Genomic DNA, 25754 nt, shown 5'->3' with positions numbered 1-25754 from the left:
CCCGGGAGTGGGTCGATAGCGCCGCAGCCCGCGCTCATGTCTCTACGGCCCGTGTAATCGAGGCCTCGAAAGGTAAGAGACCTTGAAAGGGCTGGGGCTAAGAGATGGTGTCCACCTATTTATCGTGGACACCTTTTCAAGCGGGGAAATCATGCAGCGTCGTTCCTATTCCACGGCCTTCAAGGCTCAAGTCGTGCAGGAGTGTGGCCAGCCCGGCGCCTCCGTCGCCAGCGTGGCATTGAGCCACGGCATCAACACCATTGTCCATAAATGGATACGCACGGCACGCAGCCAGGTTGAGACCCTGCCGGCGTTCATCCCGCTTGCACTGGATGCGCCCGTGCGGGCGGGATATGCCTCCCGCGCGGACATTCGCATCGATATCCCCATCGGCGCACAACCTTGACCGTTCACTGGCCTGCGGGCGATGCAGAGGGGTGTGCCCGGTTCGTGCGCGAGATAGTGCAATGATCCGTGTTGATGCCATCTGGCTCGCCAGCGAACCGCTGGACATGCGGGCCGGTACGGAAACGGCGCTGGCCAGGGTGGTGGCCGTCTTTGGTGCGGCGAAGCCGCACAACGCCTACCTGTTCGCCAAGGCGTGAAATGGACTCATAGCGAGTCTTCCCGCAGGGGCTACCTATGAAAACATGCTTCCAGCACTATCCTCATCCGAAATCGCATTCGTCGTCAGCAGGTCGATCAAGGCCCGAGTCGCAGCGGATTGGCGACGATGTGGCGCATACACCACGGAGAAGGGTCGCGTACGTCCGCGTAGCTGCGGCAGCAGTTCCACCAGGCGACCGCGCTCCATCCGCTCGCGGACGATGAAGTCGTAGCTCTGGCAAATGCCGAGGCTCTGTTCGGCCAGCGAAACCACGCCCAGCACATCGTCCGAAATCTCGATGGACGAACTGGGCAGCCAGTCGATGTCCCGCTCGCCATCGCGGAATACCCAGGGGGCGAGGCGGCCGGTCCGCGGCATCACGAATGGCAGGCACACGTGCTGCCGCAATTCCTCCAGCGTCTGCGGCGTGCCGGCTCGCCGGACGTATTCGGGCGATGCGATCAGGAGCAGTGCCGCATCCTCCAACTTGCGCGCCACCAGACCGCTGTCGGGCAGATGACCGAGGCGGATGGCGAGATCGAAGCCTTCCGCAACCAGGTCAACATTGCGGTTGGTGATGTTCAGCTCCACCTGGACGCGCGGGTATTGCCGGGCGAAGCGCGCCAGCAACGGCGGCAGACGGTAGTGCCCGTAGGTGGTCGGCACGCTCAACCGCACGCGTCCGGCCAGCTCGCCCTCCTGGCCCTGCACCTCGCGCTCGGCATCGTCGAGCAGGGTGAAGGCCGAACGCGCCTGTTCCAGGTACAGCCGCCCGGCCTCGGTCAGGCCAAGGCGGCGCGTGGTCCGTTGCAGCAATTGCCGCCCCAGGCGCGTTTCCAGGCGCGTGATGGCCCGGCTCAATACAGAGGGCGTGGTCGAGAGCGCCACGGCGCCGGCGGTGAAAGAGCCGTGTTCGACCACGGCAATGAAGGCTTCCACGTCCCCCAGGTAATCGAATTTTCGGCCCATCTTGTCCTCAAAAGAACAGAATTTTTTCTGCTCTGGCAGTTTATCGCCTGAAAAGTGCCGAATAAAGTAGCCACACTCCTCTCCACAGGGTTACTGCCATGAGCCAGACCTCCACTCATCACCCCGCGAAGCCCGTGCTGTTCGTGTTGACAAGCCACGGCACCAAGGGCAGCACCGGTCAGCCGACCGGCTATTATCTCGGGGAAGTCACCCACCCCCTGGCTGTACTGCAAGCCGCCGGCATCCCGGTCGAGTTCGCCTCGATCCAGGGCGGCGAACCGCCGGTCGACGGCCTGAACCTGGACGACACAATCAACGCGCGCTACTGGAACGACAGCGCCTTCCGCGACGCCATCCGCCACACCCAACGCTTGGGCGAGGTCGATCCGTCGAAGTACTCGGCCATCTTCTTCGCTGGTGGCCACGGTGCGATGTGGGACTTCCCCGACAGCCCCGACGTAGCGCGGGTGACTCGCGAGATCTACGAAGCCGGCGGCGTGGTCGGGGCGGTGTGCCACGGCCCCGCGGCTCTGGTCAACGTCACTCTGAGCAACGGCGCCTACCTGGTGGCCGGCAAGAGCCTCAGTGCCTTCACCGACGATGAGGAGCGCGCGGTCAAGCTCGACCAGGTCGTACCCTTCCTGCTCACCAGCACCCTGACCCAGCGCGGCGCGCAGCACCACCCGGCTGCGGACTGGACGGCCAAAGTCGTCGTCGATGGCCGCCTGGTCACCGGCCAGAACCCGCAATCGGCCTCCGGCGTCGGCGCGGCGATCCGCGACCTGCTGCTCGGCCAGCCGGCGCAGGCCTGATCCGGCACCAAAGCCCCTGACCTGAAGCAACGCCACGACAGCGCCCGCACCGCGGGCGCTTGGGCAAACACATCCCGAGGAAATCCCATGGACCTGCAACTGAACGGCAAAACCGCCATCGTCACCGGCGCCACCGCCGGCATCGGCCTGGCCATTGCCCGCACTCTGGCCAGCGAAGGCGCAGCGGTCACCATTACTGGACGCAGTCGCGATAAGCTGGATGCCGCCGTGGCGGAAATCGCCGCGGCCGCCCCTGGCAGCCGCATCACCGCCATCGTGTCCGACCAGAGCAACGCCCAGGGCGCGGCCCAACTGATCGCAGCGCAGCCGGACACCGACATCCTCATCAACAACCTCGGCTATTACGAGGCCAAGCCCTTCGCCGAAATCAGCGACGAAGACTGGCTGCGCATGCTCGACATCAACGTGATGTCGGGCGTGCGCCTGTCGCGCCACTACTTCCCGCGCATGCTGGAGAAGAACTGGGGCCGGGTGATCTTCGTCTCCAGCGAAGTCGGCGCGTTCACGCCGCCGGACATGGTGCATTACGGCGTCAGCAAGTCGGCGCAGTTGGCCGTCTCGCGCGGCATGGCCGAGCTGACCAAGGGCAGCGGCGTCACCGTCAACAGCGTGCTGCCGGCCGCCACCCGCTCCGAGGGCATCGTCGAGTACCTGCGCCAGACGGCGCCGCGCCCTGGCATGAGCGATGCGGAAATCGAGTCGCACTTCTTCCAGACCTACCGCCCCAGTTCGCTGATCGCCCGGATGATCGAGTCCGACGAGATCGCGGCGATGGTCGCGCTGCTGGCCAGCCCGCTCGGCGCCGCCTCCAACGGTGCGGCGGTGCGCGTCGAAGGCGGCACCTTCCGCTCCATCCTCTGATCCGGAGAACGCCATGTCGTCACCTCTCGTCGTCGTTGCGCTCATGCAGGCCAAGCCCAGCCACGAAACCGCCCTAGTCAAGGCCCAGGCGGAACTGGTCGCCATCGCCCGCGTACAGCCCGGCTGCCTCAGCTACGAACTGCATGAATCGATCAGCGAGCCGGGCAAGGTCGTGTTCTTCGAACGCTGGCGCGACCGCGTCTTCTGGGAGCGTCACATGCAAAGCCCGCACATGGACGCCTTCCGCGCCAACGCGGGGCATTTGATCGGCGCCTTCGAACTGCTGCACCTGCACCAGGTGGCCTGAGCGCCCCCCCCTTCATCCATGACATCGGACACCATCATGTTCAATCGCAGCCATCGATTCGCCGCCCTCGCGCTGGCGACCCTCGTCACCCTGTCGAACAGCGCAAGCGCCGCGGACACCCTGCCGCTGCAACGCTGGCGCAGCTATGCCGGCGTGAGCTGGGATGCGCCGAACAACGGCGCGAACCCGGCGCCGTTCGCCGCATCGGTGAACGCGCCGATCGCCGGCCTGCACTTCGACGCCCAGGGCACGGCCTACGTGAGCACGCCGCGCCTGGTCTCCTCTGGCGCGCCGGCGACGCTGAGCATCCTCGACACCAGCGCCAAGACCGGCCCGGCGCGACTGACCGCGTTCCCGTCCACGCAGGGCAACGCCGTGACGGCCGCGCCGGAGCAGAGCCTGCGCAACGTGCTCGGCTTCCACGTGGACCGCAGGAACGGCTGGCTGTGGGCGCTGGACATGGGCGTCATCGCCGGCGAAGCCGAGGCGCCGGCCGGTTCGCAGAAGGTGCTGGTGCTGGACCTGAAGTCCGGACGCACGGTCAAGCGCATCGCGCTGGACGGCGTGGCCGACCGCAAGGGCAGCTTCCTCAACGACATCGTCGTCGATGAGCGCCGCCGCGTGGCCTACATCTCCGACAGCGGTTCGCGCAGCGCCCCGAACAACCGGGTGGGCCTGATCGTGGCGGATTTCGCTTCGGGCAAGACCCGGCGCGTGCTGGACCGGCATCCGAGCCTGCAGGTCGAACCCGGCGTGAAAGTCGTTTCCCACGGCGCCGAGGTGTGGCCGGGCAAACCTCTGCTGATCGGCATCAACGGCATCGGCCTGTCGCCGGACGGCAGCACCCTGTACTGGACAGTGACGACCGGAACGCGCGCCCATTCGCTGCCGACCGCGATCCTGCGCAAGGCCGATGCCAGCGACGCGCAGATCGCCGAAGCCGTGCAGGATCTCGGTGCCGTGGGCGGCAATACTGACGGCATCGTCACCGACGCCCAGGGCGGGCTCTACATCACCGACGTCACCCGCAACGGCATCGTCAAGTACGAACCGCGCACCAAGACGATGTCGCTGATCGCCTCAGACGAGGGCGTGCACTGGCCGGATACGCCCGCGTTTCTACCCGATGGCGACCTGGTCTTCACCTCCAGCAGCCTGAACCAGCACTTCGCCGGCGCGGTCAAGCGCGGCGAGGAGCGTTACGAGTTGTGGCGCCTGTCGTTGAGCGGCCATCCGGCGAAGACCCCCTGACGGCTATTGAACAGGAACCTGTGCATCCCATGAGCATCTTGTTCGATACCCTACGACCTCGGCCCGTTGCGCCTGCGTAATCGCATCGTGATGGCGCCGATGACCCGTGCGCGCAATCCGGACGGCATTCCGAATGCGCTGAATGTCCTCTACCACAGCCAGCGCGCCAGTGCCGGGCCCATTGTCACCGAGGGCACGCCGATCTCCCGCACTGCTCGTCACTCTGGTCGCACTGGCGTTGCTGATGCCCTACAAGCTGCCGATGGTGGCGCTGCTGTTCGTCTGGGGCGCGCTCGCCTTCGGCATGTCACCGGGCTTCCAGGCCGGCATGCTCGCCACCGCCGAGCGCGACGCACCCCGGGCGGTGGACTTCGCCTCGGCGCTGAACATCTCGGCGTTCAACCTGGGCATTACTCTGGGCGAGACGCTGGGCAGCGCCATGGTGGCGCGTGACCACATGGCGCTGACGCCCTGGGCAGGCGTCGCGCTGGTGGTACTCGCACAAGCACCGCTGGCATGGCTGGTTCGCAGGAGCAGTCGGCGGAGCATACCCGTGCCTGCGGCCGGGTGATGGGGACACGTCATGGGATCGCACTTCAGGCGTTCGCCAACCATGAATGCCCGTGGGCCAAGGATTCGTTCGAGCATTTGAGACGGTGGATCGCTTGCAACCCGGCCTACTTCGTAGAGCCGCGCGCCCAGGCCGGGTTCGTCTAGCCGGCGACTGCAAGCAGGAGAAGCCCGCCCCGTGCGGGCCTTTTGCGAACTACGCTCGAACAGGCCCGGTGGGCGGGCCGCCGGGGAGGATCTTTTCTCCCGTGGTTCCCAGCAGCTCGATAGTTCCTCCATCAGGGAGATCCTCCGTGAGGAGGCGGAACAGGCCTGGACCTCTGTAGGAAGGGTACCTGTGGTGGCCTTTCCCTCTCCCTACCCGCTGCGGCAGCACTGAGCCGCCTGATCCCTGCAAGGAAGGCCACTCAGCCCATCCCCCCAAAAAACGGGCCAAAACTTCGCAGAAATATCCGCAAGAATTTCCGCATACAGCAGTAATCTTCCGACCCATTATTTGTAAATAAATGCTTAAATTACACGTCTTTTAGAGCTTTTTAATTTCTGCAAAAATATCCGCAAAAAGAGGTGCCATATCATGCAGCTGGTGACCGGGACGCATTGGCTTGAGCCGCTGCTGCCGTCCGATTTCCCGTCCGAGATCCTGAGCATGGCCGAGCATCTTCCCTACCAAGCGGGCAAGCTGGCAGGGATGCTTCCTCCTGAGACCACTACCTGCGTGGGTGGCCTGCTGCGGGTGACCAGCAGCTTCTACAGCAACCTGATCGAGGGCCAATTCACCGAGCCGGTCAGCCTGGCGCCTCACGCGCCAAAGCGCAGTCGCAAAGAGCTGACGGAGCTGGCGGTGGCACACATCGGAGCACAGGAGGCATTCGAACGCGCCATCTCACGGCACAGCACAGTACCGTGGAGAGAGTTTTTCTCCCCCAGTTTCGCAGCTCGAATACACCGCCGGCTGTTCGAGTCGGCCACCGAGGAACAGCTACGCCTTGCCGATGGTGACCGCCTCGTCCCCGGCCAACTGCGCGATGCCGCCGAGCGGGATGTGATGGTCGGCCAGCATGCGGCTCCGGCCTGGGCGGCGGTCACGCCGATGCTCAACCGGATGCAGCAGGTCTATGGCAGCCCGGCGGACGCTCGCACACGTCTCCTGGCGGCCATGGCGTATCACCACCGGCTGGCATGGGTTCACCCCTTCGCCGACGGCAACGGGCGCGTGGTGCGCCTCCTGACGTATCTCCAGTTGCACAAGCTGAATCTCTCCTCGCCGCTATGGTCGCTCTCCCGCGGCTTGGCCCGCCAGCAGGAGCAGTATTACGCCCGACTCGCCAATGCCGATCAGCCGCGCCGGGGCGATCTGGATGGGCGAGGCCAGCTCACCCAGGCCGGCCTGTTCGAGTTCGTGGGTTTCATGTTGGACACTTGCCTCGATCAGATGCGCTACATCGAGGCCGCGATGCGGGTCGGCCAGATGCGCGAACGCCTGGAGAAGATTTTCGCCTGGGAACCCCGGATCAGCTCGGCGGGAGTCAAGCCGGAGGTCGCCCGTGCGCTGCATGTCCTGCTCACCCAAGGCAAGGTCGGCCGAGCCGACTTCAAGGTTTTCACCGGCCTTGGCGAGCGGACGGCGACCGATCAGCTCAGGAAACTCGTCGAGCTGGGGCTGGTCGACAGCCCTACGCCCAAAGCGAGGGAGATTTTTCCCGCTCTGCCGGTATGGTTCGCACAGCAACTTTTCCCCGACCTGCACCAGAGGCTTGGGCCGGCATTGTAGATGCCCTCTGCCCCTCGACTTGGGATTCTCGGGGTGCCCGGGCTTCAGGCTTATTCGGAAACCTGGCGCACATCCAGCACGGCCCAGACTTCCCAGCCCTTCTTGCGCACGATCTTTTCGGCCTCGAGCTGGGCCTCCAGCGTGCTGAGCGAGCGGGACTTGTGCTCGAAACGAAAGGCAGGACCGCCGTTGCGCTTGCGAACGCTCAGCTCCACCCAGATGTAGGACGGGCACTGTTTGGATTTTTCGGGAGCTGGTTTTGCGGGCGCAAGCCCCAAGGCTTCGCGCATTTCGGCTTCGAGAAGCTGTTCGTATCCAAGCGGGCGTATCCGTTACGGCTTCCTTGAAGGCATGCATTATCCCGCAGGCCATCTCGGACGCCAAGGCGTCTCGGCAGCGGATTTGCACGAACCCCGGCGCGATTATCGCCGGAAAAATGCCCCGCAGGAATCATCCTCACGTATCTCTATTTCCCCAGACCAACTTAGCACTACAGTTGCATTTTTGAAGTGAGATGAGCCCACCTGGCCCAGGCCTTGACGGTATGGGCGCCCTTGACACCCAGCACGTAGCCTCTCCCGGCACATCGCAGGGCGGTCTCGAGATGACTCACGCCATAGACGCTGTCGGCAGCCACCCAGGCAAAAGGCGTGTTCGCCTCGATGGCCCGCTCGATCATGTCCTGGGCCATCCGGGGTTTGGTTGAAAATCCGATGCCCTCCGGTACATGGGCGGCTGCCAGGCGCTCAGGGTCATCCGTCCAGACCTTGGGCAGATACAGCGCCCGGTCGATGAAGGCATGCCCGTGACGCGAGACATAGGCCGCGAAGACACCGATCTGGCAGTTGGTGATCTTGCCGACCGACCCGGTGTACTGGCGGGCCACGCCGCAGGAGGCGTGGCCCTGCTTGAGAAAGCCGGTCTCGTCCAGAACCAGGACGGCCTCGTCGTCGGCCAGATGCTCCAGCACGTAGTCACGCACCAGATCACGCAAGGCATCGGCCTCCCAGCGGCCGCGGCCGAGAATGGCCTGCTGACGCCAGGGGCCCGGATCACCGGGCGGCCTCGGCACGCATCCAGCCGGTCTTGCGGGGCTCGTTGCCCAGCAGGCCATCGAGGAACAAGCCGACAGAGGCCGCCACTCGCTCCTGGGTAAACAGAGGGCGCATACGCGCCTTGACTTCGCGTAGCGATGAAGCCCATAGCTCCAGGGTTGTCTCGATCGATGCACTGGTCATCCGCTCTCTCCCAGGCAAGGGAATACATCAAGCAAGGCATATGAAGGCTAAATATGCAACTGTAGTGCTAAGTCAAAGTAGCAACGGTGCAAGTGCCTTCCACAAGGCCTCGGCGGAATCAAACTGTCGCTCCACCTCCGGCAGGCTCGGCCGGGCCAACAACAGTACTGGAAGGCCGTACTCGCGAGCCACCTGCAGCTTGGGCTCGGTAGCGATGCTCCCGCTATTCTTGCTGATCAGTACGTCGAAACTTTCAGCGGCGAACAGCGCGCGCTCCTCTTCCAGAAGGAATGGCCCGCGTGCGCCGATGACCCGGGCACGAGGAGCGTCGGGATACGCGTCGAGTACACGCACCGTCCAGAACTGTCCGTCCGGTACCGCGTCCAGATGCGCCAGCACCTCGCGCCCCAGGGTGAAGAAGGGACGGCGGAATCCGCTCAGGGCAACCATCAACCCAGCCCAGTCTGTCACTTCGCGCCAGTCGTCTCCCGGACCCGCTTGCCATCCGGGCCGTCTTAGAGCCCAGCAGGGAATACCGGCAATGCGTGCAGCCAGGGCGGCATTGTGGCTGATCTGCGCGGCATAGGGATGGGTCATGTCCAGCAGCCGGTCGATGCGCTCCTGACGCAGGAAGTCGGCCAGCCCCTCGGCACCACCGAAACCACCGACACGCACCTGACAGGTGAGATCCTGCGGAACCTTGCCGAGACCCGCCAGGCTGTAGATGTGGGACGAGCCAAGCCGACGGGCGATGGCCAGCGCCTCGCCGATGCCGCCAAGCAGCAGCAGGCGGGTCATAGCGCACCCTCTTGCACCAATGGTTTCACCGCGTCCAACAGCGTGATCGGCAATGCCGAACGCCAGGTGTCGAAGTTGCCGAGCGGCTTTGCCTGGGCAATGACGATGCGAGTCAGCTCGCCGCCGTGCCGTTCGCGCCAGCCGACCAGCAGCGCTTCGCTCTGAATCGTCACGGCATTGGCCACCAGCCGACCGCCGGGCTTGAGCCGTTCCCAGCATTGCTCCAGTACACCGGGAACAGTCACCCCACCACCGATGAAGATTGCATCCGGACTTTCCAGGCCGTCCAACGCTTGGGGAGCAGCGCCAGCGACCAGATGCAGCGCCGGCACGCCGAGAGCTTCGCGGTTGTGTAGGATCATCTCTTGGCGCCCCTCATCCGCCTCGATGGCAATGGCGCGGCAGTTCGGGTGAGCGCGCATCCACTCGATGCCGATGGAACCGCAACCGGCGCCGACATCCCATAGCAGTTGTCCTGGTAAGGGGGCTAGGCGCGCCAAGGTGATGGCGCGCATGTCGCGCTTGGTCAGTTGGCCATCGTGCCGGTAAGTATCGTCTGGCAGACCAGAGGTTTGTGGCAGATGACGCGGCTGCTTACCTGGAACGCATTCCACCGCGACCAGGTTGAGCGCAGCGGTTTCCTCGACCGACCAGCTCCCGGCCAGCCCATCGATACGTCGCTCGGATTCGCTGCCCAAATGCTCCAGCACGCTCAGGCGGCTGGCCTCGAAGCCTCGCTCGCGGAGCAGCGCGGCAATGGCCGCCGGGCTCTTGCCATCATTGCTCAGGATCAGCAGTCGTGCGCCAGCATGCACATGGTGGTTCAGCACCGCGACCGGACGGGCCACCACTGACAGCTGGGTCAGCTCCTGCAAGGCCCAGCCGAGCCTGGCTGCCGCCAGCGAACAGGACGAGGGCGCCGGCAACACGCACATCTCGGCGGGGTCGAGCACGCGCGCCAAACTCGCACCGACACCGAATAGCATGGGGTCGCCGCTGGCCAGCACGCACAGCGGCGTGCCGCGCCGTTCCAGCACCGGGACCAGGGAGAACGGTCGTGGCCATTCCAGCCGGTCGGCGCGGATACACGGCGGCAGCAGCGCCAGCTGGCGTGGCGCGCCGACGATCAGGCCGGTCTCCAGCAGGGCCCGGCGGGCACGCTTGCCGAGCCCGGCGTAGCCGTCCTCACCGATGCCGATCACGGCTAGCCAGGGCGTCATGGATGTTTCCTCGCAATGAAAGGCCGCTGCGCCTCCTGCCGGAAGCTTGTCATCGAGCCGGACAAAACCGGCATAATACCGCCTTCGTCGGTGCCCTGACGGGTGCTTCGAGTTGCAGGCGGCCGCCTCGAACCGAACTCCCCCAACGGGCCATTGAGGGAACACGGAAGGACAAAGCGTCCCAACCGTGGCTGCCCCCGCAACTGTAAGCAGCGAGTCCGTCGCGCCGAAGCCACTGGGATGACCGGGAAGGCAGCGCCAGACCCTGACCTGCAAGCCAGGAGACCTGCCGACGAACGCTGGTCGCGAGTGCCAACATCGGGCGGGGTGTACCGATGCCATAGTGTCTTCAAGGGAGGATGCTAGAGGTCTGGTCACCGCGTCTTTTTGCAAGGTGTGACCTCGTGGACGATACCCTTGGCAGTGTTCTTTCCCCTGCCCCGCGCCCTTCAGCATGCCCTGGGCTTTTGCGCATCGTGCCGGCGCTAGACGGCGGCATCTGCCGCATCAAGCTGGCCTGCGGATGCCTCGAGGCCGATCAGGCCCACGCCATCGGCGAGGCCGCCAGCCGCCATGCCAGCGGCGTGATCGAACTGACCAATCGAAGCAATCTGCAGCTGCGAGGCGTCCGTACTGGGCATGAAGCGCCGCTGATCGCCGCCCTGCTCGCCGCCGGCCTCGGCCCCTCCACGCCGGGCGCCGACGACGTGCGCAACCTGCTGGTGAGCCCTGCCATGGGTCTCGACGCGAACAGCGAGGCGGACGTTGCAGCGGTGGCCAAGGCGATCCTCGAACTGCTGCAGGCACGTCCCGCTTTCCATTCCCTGTCGCCGAAGTTCGCCTTGCAACTGGACGGTGGAGAACGCTTGGCGATGCTCGACCACCCCCATGATCTCTGGCTCGCGCTGATGCCCGGCGGCACGAGGCTGGCCTTCGGCTTGGCAGGCTGCCCGACCGATGCACCTCTGGCCGCCGTGCCGTTGGAGCAGGCGCCTGCGCTGGTGGAAGCCGCGTTGGCGCTGTTCCTGGAGCTGGCGCAACCGGAGCAGACCCGCATGCGCCATCTACTGGCGAATCTACCAAAGGAGACCTTTCTAGACTGCCTCCAGTCCCAGCTGGCCTTTGCACTGCCCCGCGACCCGGCGGTGCTGAACTGGCGCCGCGCCCGGACGATGACAACCGCGCCGCTGGGCATCCTGGCGCAGCGCCAGCCCGGCCTTTTCCTACTCGGCGCCATGCCCACACTCAGCCGCCTGGATTCTTCGCAGTTGCACGCACTCGCTGAGCTAGCCCGCAGCCGGGGCGACGGCACCCTGCGCTTCACGCCCTGGCAAAGCCTGATGCTGCCGAACGTGGCCCAAGCGCATGCCGCCAAAGCCTTGCGACAACTCGGTATGATCGGTCTGCATATCGACGACAGCGAGCCCCTGACCGGCCTGATCGCCTGCACTGGCTCCGCAGGCTGCGCCAAGGGCCTGGCCGACACCAAGGCCGATGCGCTGCGCCTGGCCCATCGACTGCATCAGGGCACAGCAAGGCCACAGGTACATCTGAGCGGTTGCCCGCGCTCCTGCGCCGCCGCTCATGTCGCGCCCCTTACCCTGCTGGCCCGGCCCGGCGGGCGCTACCAGCTCTATCAACGTACTGCCAGCGGAGCTGGTCTCGGCCGGCTGCTGGCTGACTCACTCAGCATCGACGAAGCCGCCGACCGGCTTACCTAAGGACAAGCGATGATCGATTACATCCGCGATGGCCAGGAAATCTATCGCAACTCCTTTGCCATCATCCGCGCCGAAGCGCGGCTCGACGCCATTCCGGCGGATTTGGAAAAGCTCGCCGTGCGGGTGATCCATGCCTGCGGCATGGTCGATGTCGTCGACGAGCTACGTTTCTCCCTCGGTGCCGGTGCCTCCGGAAGGGCCGCACTGGCCACCGGAGCGCCGATCCTCTGCGACGCGCGCATGGTCGCAGAAGGTATCACCCGCGCGCGCCTACCGGCGAACAACCAAGTGATCTGCACCCTGCACGACGAAGGCGTGCCAGAGCTGGCTCGCGAACGGGGCAACACCCGCTCGGCGATAGCCCTGGAGCGCTGGCGCCCACACCTCGCCGGTAGCGTGGTGGTGATCGGCAACGCACCAACTGCACTGTTCTACTTATTGGAAATGCTCGACGCTGGCGCACCGAAGCCGGCACTGATCATTGGCATGCCAGTCGGCTTCGTCGGCGCCGCGGAGTCCAAGGACCTGCTCGCCGCTGACAGCCGTGGCGTGCCTTATGTGATCGTGCGCGGCCGGCGCGGCGGCAGCGCTATGGCCGCCGCCGCGGTCAATGCACTGGCCACGGAGGTGGAGTGATGGACAGGAAAGGCCGATTGTACGGGCTTGGTGTCGGTCCAGGCGATCCCGAGCTGATTACCCTGAAGGCGCTGCGCCTGCTGCGCGCCGCCCCGGTGGTGGGCTACTTCGTGGCCAAGGCCAAGGCCAGCAAGGGCCTCGGCGGCAATGCCTTCGGCATCATCGAGGAACACCTGCACGAGTCTCAGCTTCGCATGCCACTGGTCTACCCGGTCACCACCGAGAGGCTGGAACCACCCTTGTCCTACGAGACGGTGATCAGCGACTTCTACGACACGGCGGCCGTGCAAATCGCCGAGCATCTGGACGCCGGTCGTGACGTGGCGGTGATCTGCGAGGGCGACCCCTTCTTCTACGGCTCCTACATGTATCTGCACGACCGCTTGGCCGAGCGTTACGAGGCGGAGGTGATACCCGGGGTGTGCTCCATGCTCGGCGGCGTCTCGGCGCTGGGCGTGCCGCTGGTGTACCGCAACCAGAGCCTGATGGTGCTCTCCGGCGTGCTGCCGGAAGAGGAGCTGAAGCGGCGCCTGGGCGATGCCGAGGCGGCAGTAGTGATGAAGCTCGGGCGCAACTTCGACAAGGTGCGTCGCGTGCTCGACGAGCTGGACCTGGCCAAGTGCGCTCTATACATCGAGCGAGCTACCATGGCCAACCAGCGCATCGTGCCGCTGGACGAGGTCGAGCCAATGGCCTCGCCATACTTTTCCCTGATCGTGGTACCTGGACGGAAATGGTCAGCCTGATGCAAAAGCCCCCGGCCCTGGTCATCCTCAACGCCGCCAGCCTGGAAACCGCACGCCGGGTCCAAACCTGTTACCCCGGCTCGCGGATTCACGGCCTGAGCGGCCGCGTCGAGGACGCCGACCAGCCTTATGAGGCCTTTGGCGAGACCCTGCGCGAGCTCTACGCCAGCGATACCCCGATCATTGCCTTCTGCGCCGCCGGCATCGTCATTCGTACCCTGGCGCCGCTGCTGGTGGCCAAGGGTGCGGAGCCGCCGGTATTGGCGCTGGCCGAAGACGGCAGCGCCGTGGTGCCGCTGCTCGGCGGCCTGGGCGGTGTCAACCGAATGGCCCGCGAGATCGCCGAGGCGCTGGATGTGGCCCCGGCGATCACCACCAGCGGCGAATTGCGCTTCGGCACCTGCCTCCTCAACCCGCCGCCTGGTTATGTACTGGCCGATCTGGAGCAGGGCAAACGCTTCGTCAGCGACCTGCTGGGCGGCGAGCCGGTGACCATCGAAGGCGACGCACCCTGGCTGGACGAGGCGCAGCTGCCTTTGGACGAGCAGGCCCGTCGACGCATTCGCGTCACGCCGGAGCGTGCCAGCGGCGACGCGGCCGAGCTGCTGATTCATCCGCGCCTGCTCTTGGTTCATGTCCAGGGCGAGGCATCGGCCGATCTGGCGGAAAGGATCCGAGCCCTGCTGGCCGAGGCGGGACTGGCTGAGCGCGCGCTGGCTGCTGTACTGGCCGGACGTGGCCGGACAGGCGATGCGGCGCTGGCCGAGGCCGCTAAGGTGCTGGGTATGCCCCTGCGCTTCATCGATGACCGTTTACTGCTCCCTGAACCGCAGGTGCGACACGAAGGCCTGAGCCTGTACCGCTGCGCCACGCCCCGGGAAGCCGCGCGTCTCGGGCAACCGCGCGGACGCCTGACGGTGGTCGGCCTCGGCCCCGGCGCTGCCGATCTGATGGTGCCAGCGGTACGCCGCGCGCTGGACGAGGCCGAGGACGTACTCGGCTACGAGACCTATGTCAGCATGGCCGGGCCGTTCCACGCAGAACAACGACTGCATTGCAGCGACAACCGCGAGGAGTTGCAGCGCGCTGCCCATGCCTTCGACCTGGCCGCGCAGGGCCGGCGCGTGGTGGTGGTGTCCTCCGGCGATCCCGGCGTATTCGCCATGGCCGCCGCCGTTCTGGAAGCGCTGGAAGCTTCCCGCGATCCACACTGGCATGCCGTCGAGCTGGAGGTGCTGCCGGGCGTCTCCGCCGCCCTCGCCACCGCCGCCCGTGCCGGCGCACCGCTGGGCCATGACTTCTGCATGTTGTCGCTGTCGGACAACCTCAAGCCTTGGCGCGTGATCGAAAAGCGCCTGGATCAGGCGAGCGCCGCCGACCTGGCCATGGCCTTCTACAACCCGATCTCCAAGGCGCGCCCTTGGCAGCTCGGCCGCGCGCTGGAAATCGTCGCTCGCCATCGCGCCCCGGAAACCGTCGTGGTCCTCGGACGCGACATCGGACGACCGGCGGAACGCCTGCGCGTCACGACTCTCGGCGAGCTGACGCCCGAGCAGGTGGACATGCGGACCCTGGTGATCATCGGCTCGTCCACCACGCGGCGTTTCCCCCGTGGGGATGGTGGAGAATGGGTGTATACGCCGCGCTGGTATCCCGGCTCGTAGCATCCGGAGCGTACCTCCCGTCGCCAGGTGGATAACGGCGAAGCCTTATCCACCAATCCAAAGGAAGGCTCCACGGCACGCTGGAGGGAAACGCTGCGCGGTTTTCCTCCCTGGCCTACTCCCCCACTCGCCTGCGCAACAGATACGTATCCATGATCCACCCATGGCGGCTGCGTGCCTCGGCACGGACCTGTTCGATCTCGTCGGCCACCTCGGCGAGCCGGCCGCCGATCAGGATCTCGTCCGGCGTGCCGACGTAGGCGCCCCAGAAGATGTCCATGTCCTCGCCGACGAAGCGCTTGTAGGTGTTCTTCGCGTCCAGCATCACCAGCACGCTGTCCAGGCGCTCCGGAAAGCCTTCGGCAAGGCGGCGGGCCGGAGTGATTTCCAACGCCTGACCGATGCTGTTCAGCGTGGTCCGGTGCTTCGCCACCAGCGCCTGGATGCTGCTGATGCCGGGAATTACCTCGAAATCCAACACATGCCGCCCACTCCGCGCGATGGCCTCGACAATGCGGATGGTGCTGTCGTACAGAGCCGGATCGCCCCAAACCAGAAAAGCCCCGCATTCGCCGTCGGCCAGTTCCTCGGCGATCAGCCGCTCGAACACGGCCTGCTTGTCGACGTTCAGGTCGTCGACGCTGGCGCGGTAGTCGGACACATCCCTGACCCGCTCCGGGCAGGTGGCCTCGACGATGCGGTAATCGTCGTCCTCGATGTAGCGACGGCAGATTTCCTTGCGCAGTGCCACCAGCTTCTCCTTGGCCGGCCCCTTGTCCATGACGAAGAACACATCGGCCCGGTTGAGGGCCTTGATGGCCTGCACGGTGAGGTAGTCGGGATCGCCCGCACCGATACCGATGATCAGGATGTGCTTCACGAGATACGACTCCGTATTGGGTTACGCGATGCCTCACAGGCTCGCCAGTTGTTCGATATGCCGATATTCGGCGCTCAGCTGCTCGGCCAGCAAGCAGGCTCGGCCGAGCCGGATAGGCGTGCATTCGATGTCCACCAGCAGTGCCGGGCAGGCACTGGCGGCCAGCGGGGGCCAGTCGCGTAGGCGGCCGTCGGTGACCACCAGCAACCATCGTCGCTCGGCCGGATGCAAGCGCTGCCGCCGCGCCAGCCAGCTGGCCGCTTCGCCCAGTGCCTCGATCAGGGGGGTGCCGCCGCCCGCGCCGAGCCCTTCGAGCCACTTTCGCGCAGCTCTAGAAGCCTTGCGTCCCTGCCACACCCATTGCGGTCGGGTGCCGTTAGCATGCAACAGCGCCAGGCGCGCACGCTGACGGTAAGCCTGCTCGAACAGCTGCGCCAGCAGACCCTTGGCCTGCGACAAGGCGCCTTGGCGGCGAGTCGAGGCGGAAGCGTCCACCACCACCAGCCACAGCTCGCCAGGCCTGGCACTGCGGGGCTTGCGATGCAGCTCCCGAGGCTGGCGCGGCCGCCCGCGCCGCAAGCTGGCGGGCCAATCGACGGGCCCTCCCTCCCCACCACGGCGGGCACCACTGCGCCCACCCGCGAGATTGCCTGCTCCCGGTCTGGCATCCGCGCTCCCGGCACCGGCCGGGCGGATGCTCAGGGCTTTTTTGGCCAGCGCGGGAGCTCCCGCCTCGCCCCCATGGTTTGTGGCTGTGCCGGCAGCTCACCCCACTGGCCTTCGCCCTGTTCGACTTTCGATGAAGCGGATCCACCCTGCGAAGGCCTTGCTGAAGATTGGGGGGGCATCAAATGACGGCGATGGCGCAGGACGAAGGGCTCCACCCGGTCGATGTCCCCTGCCTCGATGGCGAAGCTGCCTCGCCAGGCGGCATGCGCACGGGCGGCCCGTAGCCAGACCAGGTCGGCGCGCATGCCGTCCACGCCCGCTTCGAAGCAGCGGCGGGTGATCGCCTCCAGGCTCGCCTCGTCCAGTTCGATCGCGGCCAGACGCTCTCGGGCGACCCGGCACCGCTCGTGGAGGGCGCTCTGCGCCGCAGCCCAGCGCTGGGTGAAAGCCACCGGGTCGCTATCGAAGGCCAGGCGGCGGCGAACGATCTCGGCGCGCTCTGCCGGTTGCGGCTGGCCTTCCAGCGCCAGGTTGAAGCCGAAGCGGTCGAGCAGCTGCGGGCGCAGTTCTCCTTCCTCCGGATTCATGGTGCCGACCAGCACGAAGCGCGCCCGGTGGCGGTGGGAAATGCCGTCCCGCTCCACGTGGTTGACCCCGCTGGCGGCGGCATCCAACAGCAGGTCCACCAGGTGGTCCGGCAGCAGGTTGACCTCGTCCACATAAAGCACGCCGCCATCGGCCCGGGCCAGAAGCCCCGGCGAGAAGCGCGTGCGGCCTTCGCCCAGCGCGGCATCAAGGTCCAGCGTGCCGACGATGCGCTCCTCGCTGGCCCCCAGCGGCAGGTCGACGAAGGCACCGCCAGGCAGCAGCTCGGCGACGCCACGCGCCAGGGTCGACTTGGCCATGCCGCGCGGTCCCTCGATCAGCACCCCGCCGATGGCCGGGTCGATGACCAGCAGGCAGAGCGCGAGCTTGAGATCGTCGGCGCTGACCACGGCGGCCAGGGGAAAGGACTGGCGGGGCGCTCGCCTGGGAAAGTCGGGTTTCGGCGTGTCCATCTCAGGATTCCTCGTTGTCCAGCAGCAGGTTTTCCAGCAGCTCGCGGTATTCGCCGGGCGACTGCCAGAGGCCGCGCTGCTGGGCTTCCAGCAAGCGCTCGACGATGTCCTGCAAGGCGCCCGGGTTGTGCTGCTGGATGAAGTCGCGGGTATCGCGATCCAGCAGGTAGGCATCGGTGAGCAGGGCGTACTGGTGATCGTCGATCAGCTCGCTGGTGGCATCGAAGCCGAACAGGTAGTCGACCGTGGCGGCCAGTTCGAAGGCGCCCTTGTAGCCGTGGCGCTTCATTCCGGCGATCCACTTGGGATTGGCGGCACGGGCGCGGACCACGCGGTTGAGTTCCTGCTTCAGGGTGCGGATGCGCGGGGTGTCCGGCTGGCTGTTGTCGCCGTGGTAGCTGGCGATGCGCTCCCCGCGCAGGGTTTCCACGGCGGCCAGCATGCCGCCCTGGAACTGGTAGTAGTCGTTGGAGTCCAGCAGATCGTGCTCGCGGTTGTCCTGGTTGTGCAACACCGCCTGCAAGCGCTCCAGGCGTTCGGCGAAGCGCTCGCGGGCCGGTGCGCCCTCGCTGCCGGCGCCATAGGCGTAGCCGCCCCAGTTCAGGTACACCTCGGCCAGATCGGCGCGACTCTCCCAGGCACGCTCCTCGATGGCATTCTGGATGCCCGCACCATAGGCGCCAGGCTTGGCGCCGAAGATCCGCCAGCCGGCCTGGCGACGGGCCTCGGCCTCGCTCATGCCGCTGTCCTGCAGGATCAGCACCTCTTGCCAGACCCGTGCCGACAGGGGATTCCAGGCCTCCTCCTCGTCCAACTCGGCCACCACCTGCACGGCGTCGTCGAACAGGCGAATCAGGTTGGCGAAGGCATCGCGAAAGAAACCGGATACCCGCAGGGTGACGTCCACCCGAGGCCTGCCCAACTGCTCCAGGGAGAGCACCTCGAAGCACTCGACGCGCTGGCTGCCGGGCTGCCAGACTGGACGCACGCCAAGCAGCGCCAGGGCCTGGGCGATGTCGTCGCCGCCGGTGCGCATGGTCGCCGTGCCCCATACCGAGAGGCCGAGCTGACGCAGGTGGTCGCCGTGGTCCTGGAGATGCCGCTCCAGCAGGCGGTCGGCCGATTGCACGCCGATGCGCCAGGCGGTGGGCGTGGGTAGGTTGCGCACATCCACCGTGAAGAAGTTGCGGCCGGTGGGCAGCACATCGAGACGACCACGGCTGGGCGCGCCACTTGGACCGGCCGGCACGAAGCGGCCCTCCAGCGCGGCGAGCAGGCCGGCTATTTCCGCCGGTCCGCAGCCATCCAGCAACGGCGCCAGATGCTCGCGCAAACCATTCAGGACGGGCTCGGCCTCGCCCCTCACCTTGATCGCCTCCCCGCTCAGGCAGGACTCGATCAACCGCAGAGCGAAGTGCTCCAGCCGTTCGCGAGTATCGCCCGTCGTGCGCCAGGGATCGCTGCCGCAGACCAGCAGTTCGGTCGGACGCGCTCCCTTCCAGAGTTCAGCCATGTCGCAGTCCAGCGGATCGAAGCCCAGCGCCAGGTCCCGCGCCAAGGCGCGCAACAGGCTGGCATTCGCGCCCTGCCCGTCGCCACGGGGAATGCGCAGCAAGGCCAGCAGCGTGTCGCGGCGCAGCGTGCCGCTCGGCGACTGGCCGAACACATGCAGACCGTCGCGGATCTGCGACTCCTTCAGGTCACAGAGGTAAGCGTCCAGCTGTGGCAGCCAGCTGTCCGGGTCGCCGTTGAGTTGCAGGCCGAGTTCGCTGTCAAGCCGGGTCGCGCGCACCAGCGCGAGGATCTCGCCACGCAGCTCGATGGCGCGGCGCACGTCCAACTGGCTGGCGTCATAGTACTCGTCGGCCAGGCGCTCCAGATCACGTAGCGGCCCGTAGCTTTCGGCGCGGGTCAGCGGTGGCATTAGGTGGTCGATGATCACCGCCTGGGTGCGACGCTTGGCTTGGGCACCCTCGCCGGGATCGTTGACGATGAAGGGATAGATGTTCGGCAGCGGGCCGAGCAGTGCGGTGGGCCAGCAGGATGGCGACAGGCCCACGCTCTTGCCCGGCAGCCATTCCAGGTTGCCGTGCTTGCCGACATGGATGACGGCGTCGGCCGCATAGACCCGCCGCAGCCAGAAGTAGAACGCCAGGTAGCCATGGGGGGGCACCAAGTCCGGATCGTGGTACACGGCGCTGGGGTCGATGCCATAGCCGCGTGCCGGCTGGATACCGACGAAGGTCAGCCCGAAGCGCAATCCGGCGATCATCATCCGCCCGGAGCGGGACATCGGGTCCTGTTCGGGCGCGCCCCAGCGCGCCAGCACGGCCGTGCGATTGGCCTCGGGCAGCTCCGCGAAACAACGCCAGTAATCGTCCAGCGCCAGGCTCTGGGCGCAGGGGCGCAGATCCAGGGTGTCGAGATCGTTGGTCACGCCGCCGAGCAACTGGTGGATTAGTGCCGTGCCATTCTCCGGTAGATTTTCGATCGGATAACCCTGCCGCTGCAAGGCTTGCAGGATATTCAGAGCCGCCGCCGGAGTGTCCAGACCGACGCCGTTGCCGATACGACCGTCGCGGGTCGGATAGTTGGCCAGCACCAGAGCGATGCGCTTGTCGCCATTCGGCTTGCGGGCCAGCTCGCACCAACGGTGCGCCAGTTCGGCGACGAAATCCATCCCAGGCAGATGCGGGCGATAGCAGACCACATCGCTCTGGCTGCGTTCGCTGTGCCAGGCCAGCCCCTTGAAACTGATCGGCCTGGTGGCCAGGCGCCCGTCCAGCTCCGGCAGCGCGATATGCATGGCCAGATCGCGTGATCCGAGGCCTTGGGCGCTATCCTGCCATTGCTCTTCGCTGTCCAGTGCGCAAAGCGCCTGGAGCACTGGCACATCGCGGCGGAACGGCCGGAGACTGGGCGCCTCTGGGTTGGATTGGGCGAAGCCGGTAGTGTTGAGAATGACCGCCGCCACGCTCTCGTCCAGCCAGTGTTCGACCTGCGCCAGACAAGCCGATTCCTTCAGGCTGGCCACAGCGATCGGCAGCGGGTTCAACCCCTGGGCCTGCAGGCGCTCGCAGAAGACGTCGACAAAGGCGGTGTTCGCCGCCTGAACATGGGTGCGGTAGAACAGCAGCGCCGCCACCGGCCGCCCCGGTTGCCAGCGGGCCTGCCACTGCGCCAGCGTGGCTTCGCCCTGCGTCGGGTGATAGAGCACGGTACGCGGCAGAGCCCTGGGCTCGTCCCAGCGGTAGTCGCGGTCCAGCCAGCGACTGGCGATGCAGTGGAACAGCTGCCGCGCATTGTCGCGGCCGCCTTGGCGCAGGTACTGCCAGAGCCGTTCGCTGTCCCCGGCGGAGACGTTGCCCAGGCCGCTCAGCTCCGGATCGGGGCTGTCGTCGCCGGGCACCAGGATCAGCCGGGCGCCGTTTTCGGCCAGCTCGACCAGACGCTCGATTCCATAGCGCCAGTAGCTCACGCCGCCGTGCACCGAGATCAGGATCACCCGGGCGTGGCGCAGCACCTGCTCGACGTAGAAATCCACCGAGGCATGGTTGGGCAGTTGCGCCGGACTGGCCAGGCGCAGGCTGGGATAGTCGTCCGGCAACGTGCGGGCCACCTCGGCAAGCAGCGACAGGTGCGAGTCGCCGGTGCAGAGGATCACCAGCTCGGCGGGCGTCTGCTCGAGGTCGGCGATGCTGTCGGCCGGCAGCTGGACGCCGGGCTGGGCGCGGAGCAGGTGCATCAGTCAGCACCTGCCCGTTCGTAGGAGCGAGCTTGCTCGCGAAGCTTTTAGTGCTCTGTTGTCCGCGAGCAAGCTCGCTCCTACAGGGTGGGTTCTCATCCTCACATCAGCGCCGCCCGAAGCTCGCCAATGATCGCGGCCCGGTCCAGCTGCTGGCCGATCATCACCAACCGTGTAGCCCGCGCCTCGCCGGGCTGCCAGGCACGATCGAAATGCCTGTCGAAGCGCTGCCCCACGCCTTGCACCACCAGCCGCATCGGCTTGCCGGGAATGGCGGCGAAGCCCTTGATCCGCAATATCCCATACCGCGCCACCGTATTCCTCAGCGTGGCGAGCAGATGCTCCTCCGCCACTTCCGGCAGGGAAAGGTCGAAAGAGTCGAATTCGTCGTGGTCGTGATCCTCGTCTTCCAGGTCATGGTGGGTCTGGCGGCCGTCGATGTGCAGCTCAGTCTCGCTGCTCAGTCCCAGCAGCACGTTCAAGGGCAGCTCGCCGCCATGGGCCTCGATCACCTTGACTGCTGGCGGCAGTTCCTCGGCGACCTCGGCGCGTACCCTTTCCAGCGCGGCGGCATCGAGCAGGTCGGTCTTGTTCAGCACCACCAGGTCGGCGCTGGCCAGTTGGTCGGCGAACAGTTCGTGCAGCGGAGACTCGTGATCCAGGTTCGGGTCCTGCCGGCGCTGCGCGTCCACCTGCTCGGGGAAGGCGGCGAAGGTGTCGGCCGCCACGGCCGGGCTGTCGACCACGGTGATCACCGCGTCCACGGTGCAGGCATTGCGGATTTCCGGCCAGTTGAAGGCCTGCACCAGCGGCTTGGGCAGGGCCAGACCGCTGGTCTCGATCAGGATGTGGTCAAAGTCGCCGCGACGGGCCACCAGTTCACGCATCACCGGGAAGAACTCTTCCTGCACCGTGCAGCACAGGCAGCCGTTGGCCAGTTCGAAGACACGCCCGTTGGCCTCTTCCTCAGTACAGCCGATGGAGCATTGCCGGAGAATTTCGCCGTCGATGCCGAGTTCGCCGAACTCGTTGACGATCACAGCGATACGCCGGCCCTCGGCATGCGCCAGCATATGCCGCAGCAGGGTGGTCTTTCCGGCGCCGAGAAAGCCGGTGACGATAGTTACGGGAAGCTTGGCGAGCGATTTCATGGTTGGCCCTGCGTGGATCGTTGCGGATCAGCGGGCAGGCGAGAACGGACAGGCGCATGGAAAAGCACCGGCCAGCACCACCGGATCACCCCGCCCAGTTGTCATGGATGTTCGAGGCAGGTCTCCTGGCTGACGGCCTGCGCAATGCGCATACCCCTTCGCCTTCCCGCTTGGCGCAGTGGCATATCGAAGGGTTTGAGGCCGTATACAGTTGCGGGGGCAGCCACGGCTCGACCGTGTTCCCTCTTAGCTCCGCGCAATGGCGGAGAACCTCGAAGCCGGAAAGGCTACGCAGAGTCTCCGGGCGGGTCAATCGCCACGGTTGACGCTCGCGCCGGCCCGTGCTCAGCTAGAAAGACGGTTTCAGGTGTCTCATGCCGCCGAGCGCGAGGTGAAACGGGAAGCCGGTTCAAGTCCGGCGCTGCCCCCGCAACGGTAAGTGTACGAAGGGTCGATGTAGCCACTGTGCCGTCGGTTCGCCGAAGATCAGCTGCGCAAGATCTCGCGGACCGGGAGGCATGGGAAGGCCGTCCCGACCGTCTCCATGACGGACGTCACAAGCCCGGAGACCGGCCTGAGGCCCTGTTGGCAACCCGCGGAGGGCGGGCGTAGGCCGGAACCCAGGCGCTTCAGTGGCCCGGCCCCATGTCGCGCACTCCTTTCGCCTCACTCACAGTCACGGAAGGTCATACCATGTCCGCTACCCTCTCCTCCTCCGCCTCAGCGGCGCTCTCCCGGCCGAAACGTATCACCCTCGCTCTGGGCAGTTGCCTGCTCGGTGCGGTGTTGATCTTCTTTGCCGGCTTTTCGCCCATAGAGGCGCTGCACAATACGGCCCACGACACCCGCCACAGCGCAGCCTTCCCCTGCCACTGAGGACTCCATGATCAAGCGCATCGCACGAACCGCAGGGTTTGCCGGGCTGCTCGCCGCCCTCCTGCTGACCCTGCTGCAGAGCCTCTGGGTGACGCCCCTGATCCTCGAGGCGGAAACCTACGAAAACGGCGTCGAACACAGCCATGCCGAAGAGCACGACTATGCGGACGGGCATGTCCATGAAAGCTGGGCACCCGAGGATGGCTGGCAGCGGACCCTGGCCACGGGGCTGAGCAATCTCGTCGTAGCGGTTGGTTTCGCCCTGATGCTGGCCGGCCTGTTCACCCTCCACGCACCGGGAAAAACCTGGAATGGGTTGTTATGGGGACTCGGTGGCTTCACCACCTTCAGTCTGGCGCCTTCGCTCGGCCTGCCGCCGGAACTGCCAGGTACCGAGGCGGCCGATCTGCTACTGCGCCAGTACTGGTGGATCGGCACCGCCGTAGCCACCTCCATCGGCCTGGTTCTCATTGCCTTCGCACGATCCTGGAGCCTGCGCATCTCTGGTGCTGTGCTGCTGGCGATTCCGCACCTGATTGGCGCACCGCAACCAGAAGTGCATACGAATCTGGCCCCCGAGACGCTGGCCAACCAGTTCATCCTCGCCTCGCTGGTAACCAACGCGCTGTTCTGGGCAGCACTGGGACTCTCGGCAGCTTGGCTGTTCGGTCGCAACAGCCGCAATGCCTGAGCCCGATAAAGCAGCATGGATGCATATCGCCGGACTCGGCTGCCGCCGGGGCTGCCCGCTGGAATCACTTTTGGCGCTGCTGCATGCAGCGCTGGACGAAGCAGGCCTGCGGCCCGGCGATCTCGCCGGACTGGCCAGCAGCGTGCACAAGCGTGACGAGCCCGGGCTGCTGCGCCTGGCCGATCATCTGCGCCTGCCACTGGCCTTTTTATCCGCCGAACGTCTGAGCGCTTACCACGACCGCCTGACCCGGAAATCGCCGCTGGCCCTCAGCATCACTGGCAGCTCCGGCGTCGCGGAAGCCAGCGCCATGGCCCAGGCTGAAATCCTAGGGGCCGGACCGGCACGCCTGCTACTGCCCAAGCGTACCAACACCGTGGCCAGCCTCGCGCTGGCCACGGCGCCCCTTCACACCCTTCTGGATCATCCATGACCATCTATTTCATTGGTGCCGGCCCCGGCGATCCGGAGCTGATCACCGTCAAGGGCCAGCGTCTGCTACGGGCCTGCCCGGTCATCCTGTACGCTGGGTCGCTGGTGCCCGAGGCAGTGCTCGAAGGCCATTGTGCGGAGCGTGTGATCAACACCGCCGAGCTGCGTCTGGAACAGATCATCACACTGATCCGCGAAGCTCATGCCAAGGGGCAGGACGTGGCCCGCGTGCATTCCGGCGACCCCTCTCTGTACGGCGCCATCGGCGAGCAGATCCGCCACCTGCGCGCACTGGACATTCCCTTCAAGATCATCCCTGGGGTAACCGCCACCTCTGCCTGTGCCGCCCTGCTGGAAGCCGAGCTGACCCTGCCGGGTGTGTCGCAGACGGTGATTTTGACGCGCTACGCTAGCAGCTCGGAAATGCCCGAGGGCGAAGCCCTTGAAGACTTGGCGCGGCATCATGCGACTCTGGCCATCCACTTGGCGGTGAAACACCTGGAACGCATCGTCGAAACGCTGCTGCCGCATTACGGCAGCGACTGCCCCATCGCAGTGGTCCATCGTGCCAGTTGGCCCGACCAGGAACAGGTCAGTGGTACCTTGGCGGATATCCTGGACAAGGTCCGCGGCAAAGGCTTTCGCCGCACGGCCCTGATCCTGGTCGGTCAAGTGCTAGCGGCCGAGCACTTTGCCGACTCGAGGCTCTACCACAAAAACACTCTGCACCTGTTCAGGCCGCAACAGGCCTGAAGCAATAGACGCTTGTACTCACCTTGCCGCAGTGAAGCGCTGTTCCATCCGTTCTCTCGTGAATCAAATCGACTGTTAGGATGAACGTATTCTCCCTGATCTCTCATGACACAGTAATGTTTTGGTCTCGATGCTCATTTTCCAGTCTCGGTTGTATGCGAGGCCTTTGTGGTGCAGACGGCGGGTCACACCTTGCGCCGATCCCACTCGCCCTCAATGGCTACCACCAAGGCAGAAGCGGCACCGTGCAGGTCGTTCAACGCCTGGTTGTCCTGTCCGCGCACATTGATGGCCTTGAGGGTGT

25 protein-coding genes, 2 pseudogenes and 3 riboswitches are annotated in these 25754 nt (G+C 65.9%); of the genes and pseudogenes, 17 read left to right on the top strand and 10 right to left on the bottom strand.

What is annotated here, in order from left to right; translation table 11 throughout:
* Positions 1-82 precede the first annotated feature (82 nt).
* Positions 83-406 carry a transposase gene (locus EV691_RS20540; RefSeq protein WP_207390249.1) on the top strand — a complete coding sequence of 108 codons (324 nt, stop codon included), beginning with the start codon at positions 83-85 and terminating at the stop codon, positions 404-406.
* A 61-nt stretch (positions 407-467) separates the two neighbouring features.
* Entirely contained in the window at positions 468-605 is a 138-nt protein-coding gene (locus EV691_RS20535; RefSeq protein WP_052264081.1) for a transposase, read from the top strand.
* 35 nt (positions 606-640) lie between these two features.
* On the opposite strand, the gene EV691_RS20530 is transcribed toward EV691_RS20535, so the two are convergent.
* The gene (locus EV691_RS20530; RefSeq protein WP_091014019.1) at positions 641-1576 is read right to left on the bottom strand and encodes a LysR family transcriptional regulator; all 936 of its coding nucleotides are present in this window, start codon (positions 1574-1576) and stop codon (positions 641-643) included.
* A gap of 98 nt (positions 1577-1674) precedes the next feature.
* Here EV691_RS20530 and EV691_RS20525 point away from each other — a divergent pair, with 98 nt between their 5' ends.
* From EV691_RS20525 to EV691_RS20500, 7 genes and pseudogenes are all read left to right on the top strand, one after another.
* On the top strand, positions 1675-2388 hold the full coding sequence (locus tag EV691_RS20525; protein WP_131300395.1) for a type 1 glutamine amidotransferase domain-containing protein: 714 nt from the start codon (positions 1675-1677) through the stop codon (positions 2386-2388).
* Positions 2389-2475: 87 nt separating this feature from the next.
* Positions 2476-3270 carry an SDR family NAD(P)-dependent oxidoreductase gene (locus tag EV691_RS20520; RefSeq protein WP_131300398.1) on the top strand — a complete coding sequence of 265 codons (795 nt, stop codon included), beginning with the start codon at positions 2476-2478 and terminating at the stop codon, positions 3268-3270.
* Positions 3271-3283: 13 nt separating this feature from the next.
* Positions 3284-3577: a putative quinol monooxygenase gene (locus tag EV691_RS20515; RefSeq protein ID WP_131300400.1), complete on the top strand. Its 294-nt coding sequence runs from the start codon at positions 3284-3286 to the stop codon at positions 3575-3577.
* Positions 3578-3613: 36 nt separating this feature from the next.
* Positions 3614-4828: an L-dopachrome tautomerase-related protein gene (locus tag EV691_RS20510; protein ID WP_131300402.1), complete on the top strand. Its 1215-nt coding sequence runs from the start codon at positions 3614-3616 to the stop codon at positions 4826-4828.
* Between the two features lie 90 nt (positions 4829-4918).
* Positions 4919-4987 (top strand): annotated as a pseudogene (locus EV691_RS24305) (hypothetical protein); the annotation flags it as partial.
* Positions 4988-5072: 85 nt separating this feature from the next.
* Entirely contained in the window at positions 5073-5399 is a 327-nt protein-coding gene (locus EV691_RS23990) for an MFS transporter (protein ID WP_089169982.1), read from the top strand.
* A 576-nt stretch (positions 5400-5975) separates the two neighbouring features.
* Positions 5976-7172: a Fic family protein gene (locus EV691_RS20500; RefSeq protein ID WP_232487291.1), complete on the top strand. Its 1197-nt coding sequence runs from the start codon at positions 5976-5978 to the stop codon at positions 7170-7172.
* A 50-nt stretch (positions 7173-7222) separates the two neighbouring features.
* Here EV691_RS20500 and EV691_RS20495 read toward each other — a convergent pair whose 3' ends face one another.
* The 4 genes and pseudogenes from EV691_RS20495 to EV691_RS20480 all read right to left on the bottom strand — a co-directional run bounded on the left by EV691_RS20495 (position 7223) and on the right by EV691_RS20480 (position 10428).
* Positions 7223-7462: a hypothetical protein gene (locus EV691_RS20495; RefSeq protein ID WP_040107329.1), complete on the bottom strand. Its 240-nt coding sequence runs from the start codon at positions 7460-7462 to the stop codon at positions 7223-7225.
* Positions 7463-7701: 239 nt separating this feature from the next.
* Positions 7702-8410, bottom strand: a pseudogene (locus EV691_RS20490) (IS701 family transposase); the annotation flags it as partial.
* Between the two features lie 72 nt (positions 8411-8482).
* Positions 8483-9208 (bottom strand): cobalt-precorrin-6A reductase, encoded by a 726-nt coding sequence (locus tag EV691_RS20485; protein WP_040107328.1) that lies wholly within the window; start codon positions 9206-9208, stop codon positions 8483-8485.
* Positions 9205-10428 carry a bifunctional cobalt-precorrin-7 (C(5))-methyltransferase/cobalt-precorrin-6B (C(15))-methyltransferase gene (locus EV691_RS20480; RefSeq protein ID WP_040107327.1) on the bottom strand — a complete coding sequence of 408 codons (1224 nt, stop codon included), beginning with the start codon at positions 10426-10428 and terminating at the stop codon, positions 9205-9207. Before EV691_RS20480 ends, EV691_RS20485 begins: the two co-directional genes overlap by 4 nt.
* Positions 10429-10511: 83 nt before the next feature.
* Positions 10512-10725, top strand: a riboswitch (cobalamin riboswitch).
* A 107-nt stretch (positions 10726-10832) separates the two neighbouring features.
* On the opposite strand from EV691_RS20480, the gene cobG reads away from it, so the two are divergent.
* The 4 genes from cobG to cobJ are packed head-to-tail and all read left to right on the top strand — an operon-like array spanning position 10833 to position 15195.
* Positions 10833-12149 carry a precorrin-3B synthase gene (gene cobG, locus EV691_RS20475; RefSeq protein ID WP_040107326.1) on the top strand — a complete coding sequence of 439 codons (1317 nt, stop codon included), beginning with the start codon at positions 10833-10835 and terminating at the stop codon, positions 12147-12149.
* 9 nt (positions 12150-12158) lie between these two features.
* Positions 12159-12785 carry a precorrin-8X methylmutase gene (locus tag EV691_RS20470; protein ID WP_040107325.1) on the top strand — a complete coding sequence of 209 codons (627 nt, stop codon included), beginning with the start codon at positions 12159-12161 and terminating at the stop codon, positions 12783-12785.
* Entirely contained in the window at positions 12785-13531 is a 747-nt protein-coding gene (locus EV691_RS20465) for a precorrin-2 C(20)-methyltransferase (protein WP_089169979.1), read from the top strand. The genes EV691_RS20470 and EV691_RS20465 overlap by 1 nt, the downstream gene beginning before the upstream one ends.
* Positions 13531-15195: a precorrin-3B C(17)-methyltransferase gene (gene cobJ, locus EV691_RS20460; protein WP_082045653.1), complete on the top strand. Its 1665-nt coding sequence runs from the start codon at positions 13531-13533 to the stop codon at positions 15193-15195. The genes EV691_RS20465 and cobJ overlap by 1 nt, the downstream gene beginning before the upstream one ends.
* 115 nt (positions 15196-15310) lie before the next feature.
* On the opposite strand, the gene cobF is transcribed toward cobJ, so the two are convergent.
* From cobF to cobW, 5 genes are all read right to left on the bottom strand, one after another.
* Entirely contained in the window at positions 15311-16075 is a 765-nt protein-coding gene (cobF, locus tag EV691_RS20455; RefSeq protein ID WP_131300404.1) for a precorrin-6A synthase (deacetylating), read from the bottom strand.
* Positions 16076-16108: 33 nt separating this feature from the next.
* Positions 16109-16792 (bottom strand): vWA domain-containing protein, encoded by a 684-nt coding sequence (locus EV691_RS20450; RefSeq protein ID WP_089169978.1) that lies wholly within the window; start codon positions 16790-16792, stop codon positions 16109-16111.
* Entirely contained in the window at positions 16774-17802 is a 1029-nt protein-coding gene (locus EV691_RS20445) for a magnesium chelatase ATPase subunit I (RefSeq protein ID WP_052264080.1), read from the bottom strand. The genes EV691_RS20450 and EV691_RS20445 overlap by 19 nt, the downstream gene beginning before the upstream one ends.
* A gap of 1 nt (position 17803) precedes the next feature.
* Positions 17804-21547, bottom strand: a complete 3744-nt coding sequence (cobN, locus tag EV691_RS20440) for a cobaltochelatase subunit CobN (RefSeq protein WP_131300406.1) — start codon at positions 21545-21547, stop codon at positions 17804-17806.
* Positions 21548-21648: 101 nt separating this feature from the next.
* Positions 21649-22698, bottom strand: a complete 1050-nt coding sequence (gene cobW / locus EV691_RS20435) for a cobalamin biosynthesis protein CobW (RefSeq protein ID WP_040107319.1) — start codon at positions 22696-22698, stop codon at positions 21649-21651.
* A 98-nt stretch (positions 22699-22796) separates the two neighbouring features.
* Positions 22797-22988, bottom strand: a riboswitch (cobalamin riboswitch).
* Between the two features lie 58 nt (positions 22989-23046).
* Positions 23047-23290, top strand: a riboswitch (cobalamin riboswitch).
* 101 nt (positions 23291-23391) lie between these two features.
* Here cobW and EV691_RS20430 point away from each other — a divergent pair.
* The 4 genes from EV691_RS20430 to cobM are packed head-to-tail and all read left to right on the top strand — an operon-like array spanning position 23392 to position 25450.
* Positions 23392-23574 (top strand): CbtB domain-containing protein, encoded by a 183-nt coding sequence (locus EV691_RS20430; protein ID WP_131300408.1) that lies wholly within the window; start codon positions 23392-23394, stop codon positions 23572-23574.
* Positions 23575-23581: 7 nt separating this feature from the next.
* Complete coding sequence (locus EV691_RS20425) at positions 23582-24265, top strand: CbtA family protein (protein ID WP_040107317.1); 684 nt, start codon at positions 23582-23584, stop codon at positions 24263-24265.
* 19 nt (positions 24266-24284) lie between these two features.
* Positions 24285-24698 (top strand): cobalamin biosynthesis protein, encoded by a 414-nt coding sequence (locus tag EV691_RS20420; protein WP_040107316.1) that lies wholly within the window; start codon positions 24285-24287, stop codon positions 24696-24698.
* Entirely contained in the window at positions 24695-25450 is a 756-nt protein-coding gene (gene cobM, locus EV691_RS20415; protein ID WP_040107315.1) for a precorrin-4 C(11)-methyltransferase, read from the top strand. Before EV691_RS20420 ends, cobM begins: the two co-directional genes overlap by 4 nt.
* Positions 25451-25754 lie beyond the last annotated feature (304 nt).

Origin of the sequence: Azotobacter chroococcum (assembly GCF_004339665.1) — a bacterium.
GTDB lineage: Bacteria > Pseudomonadota > Gammaproteobacteria > Pseudomonadales > Pseudomonadaceae > Azotobacter > Azotobacter chroococcum.
The sequence above is the reverse complement of the archived record's forward strand: the minus strand, read 5'-3'. Positions and strand labels throughout refer to the sequence as shown.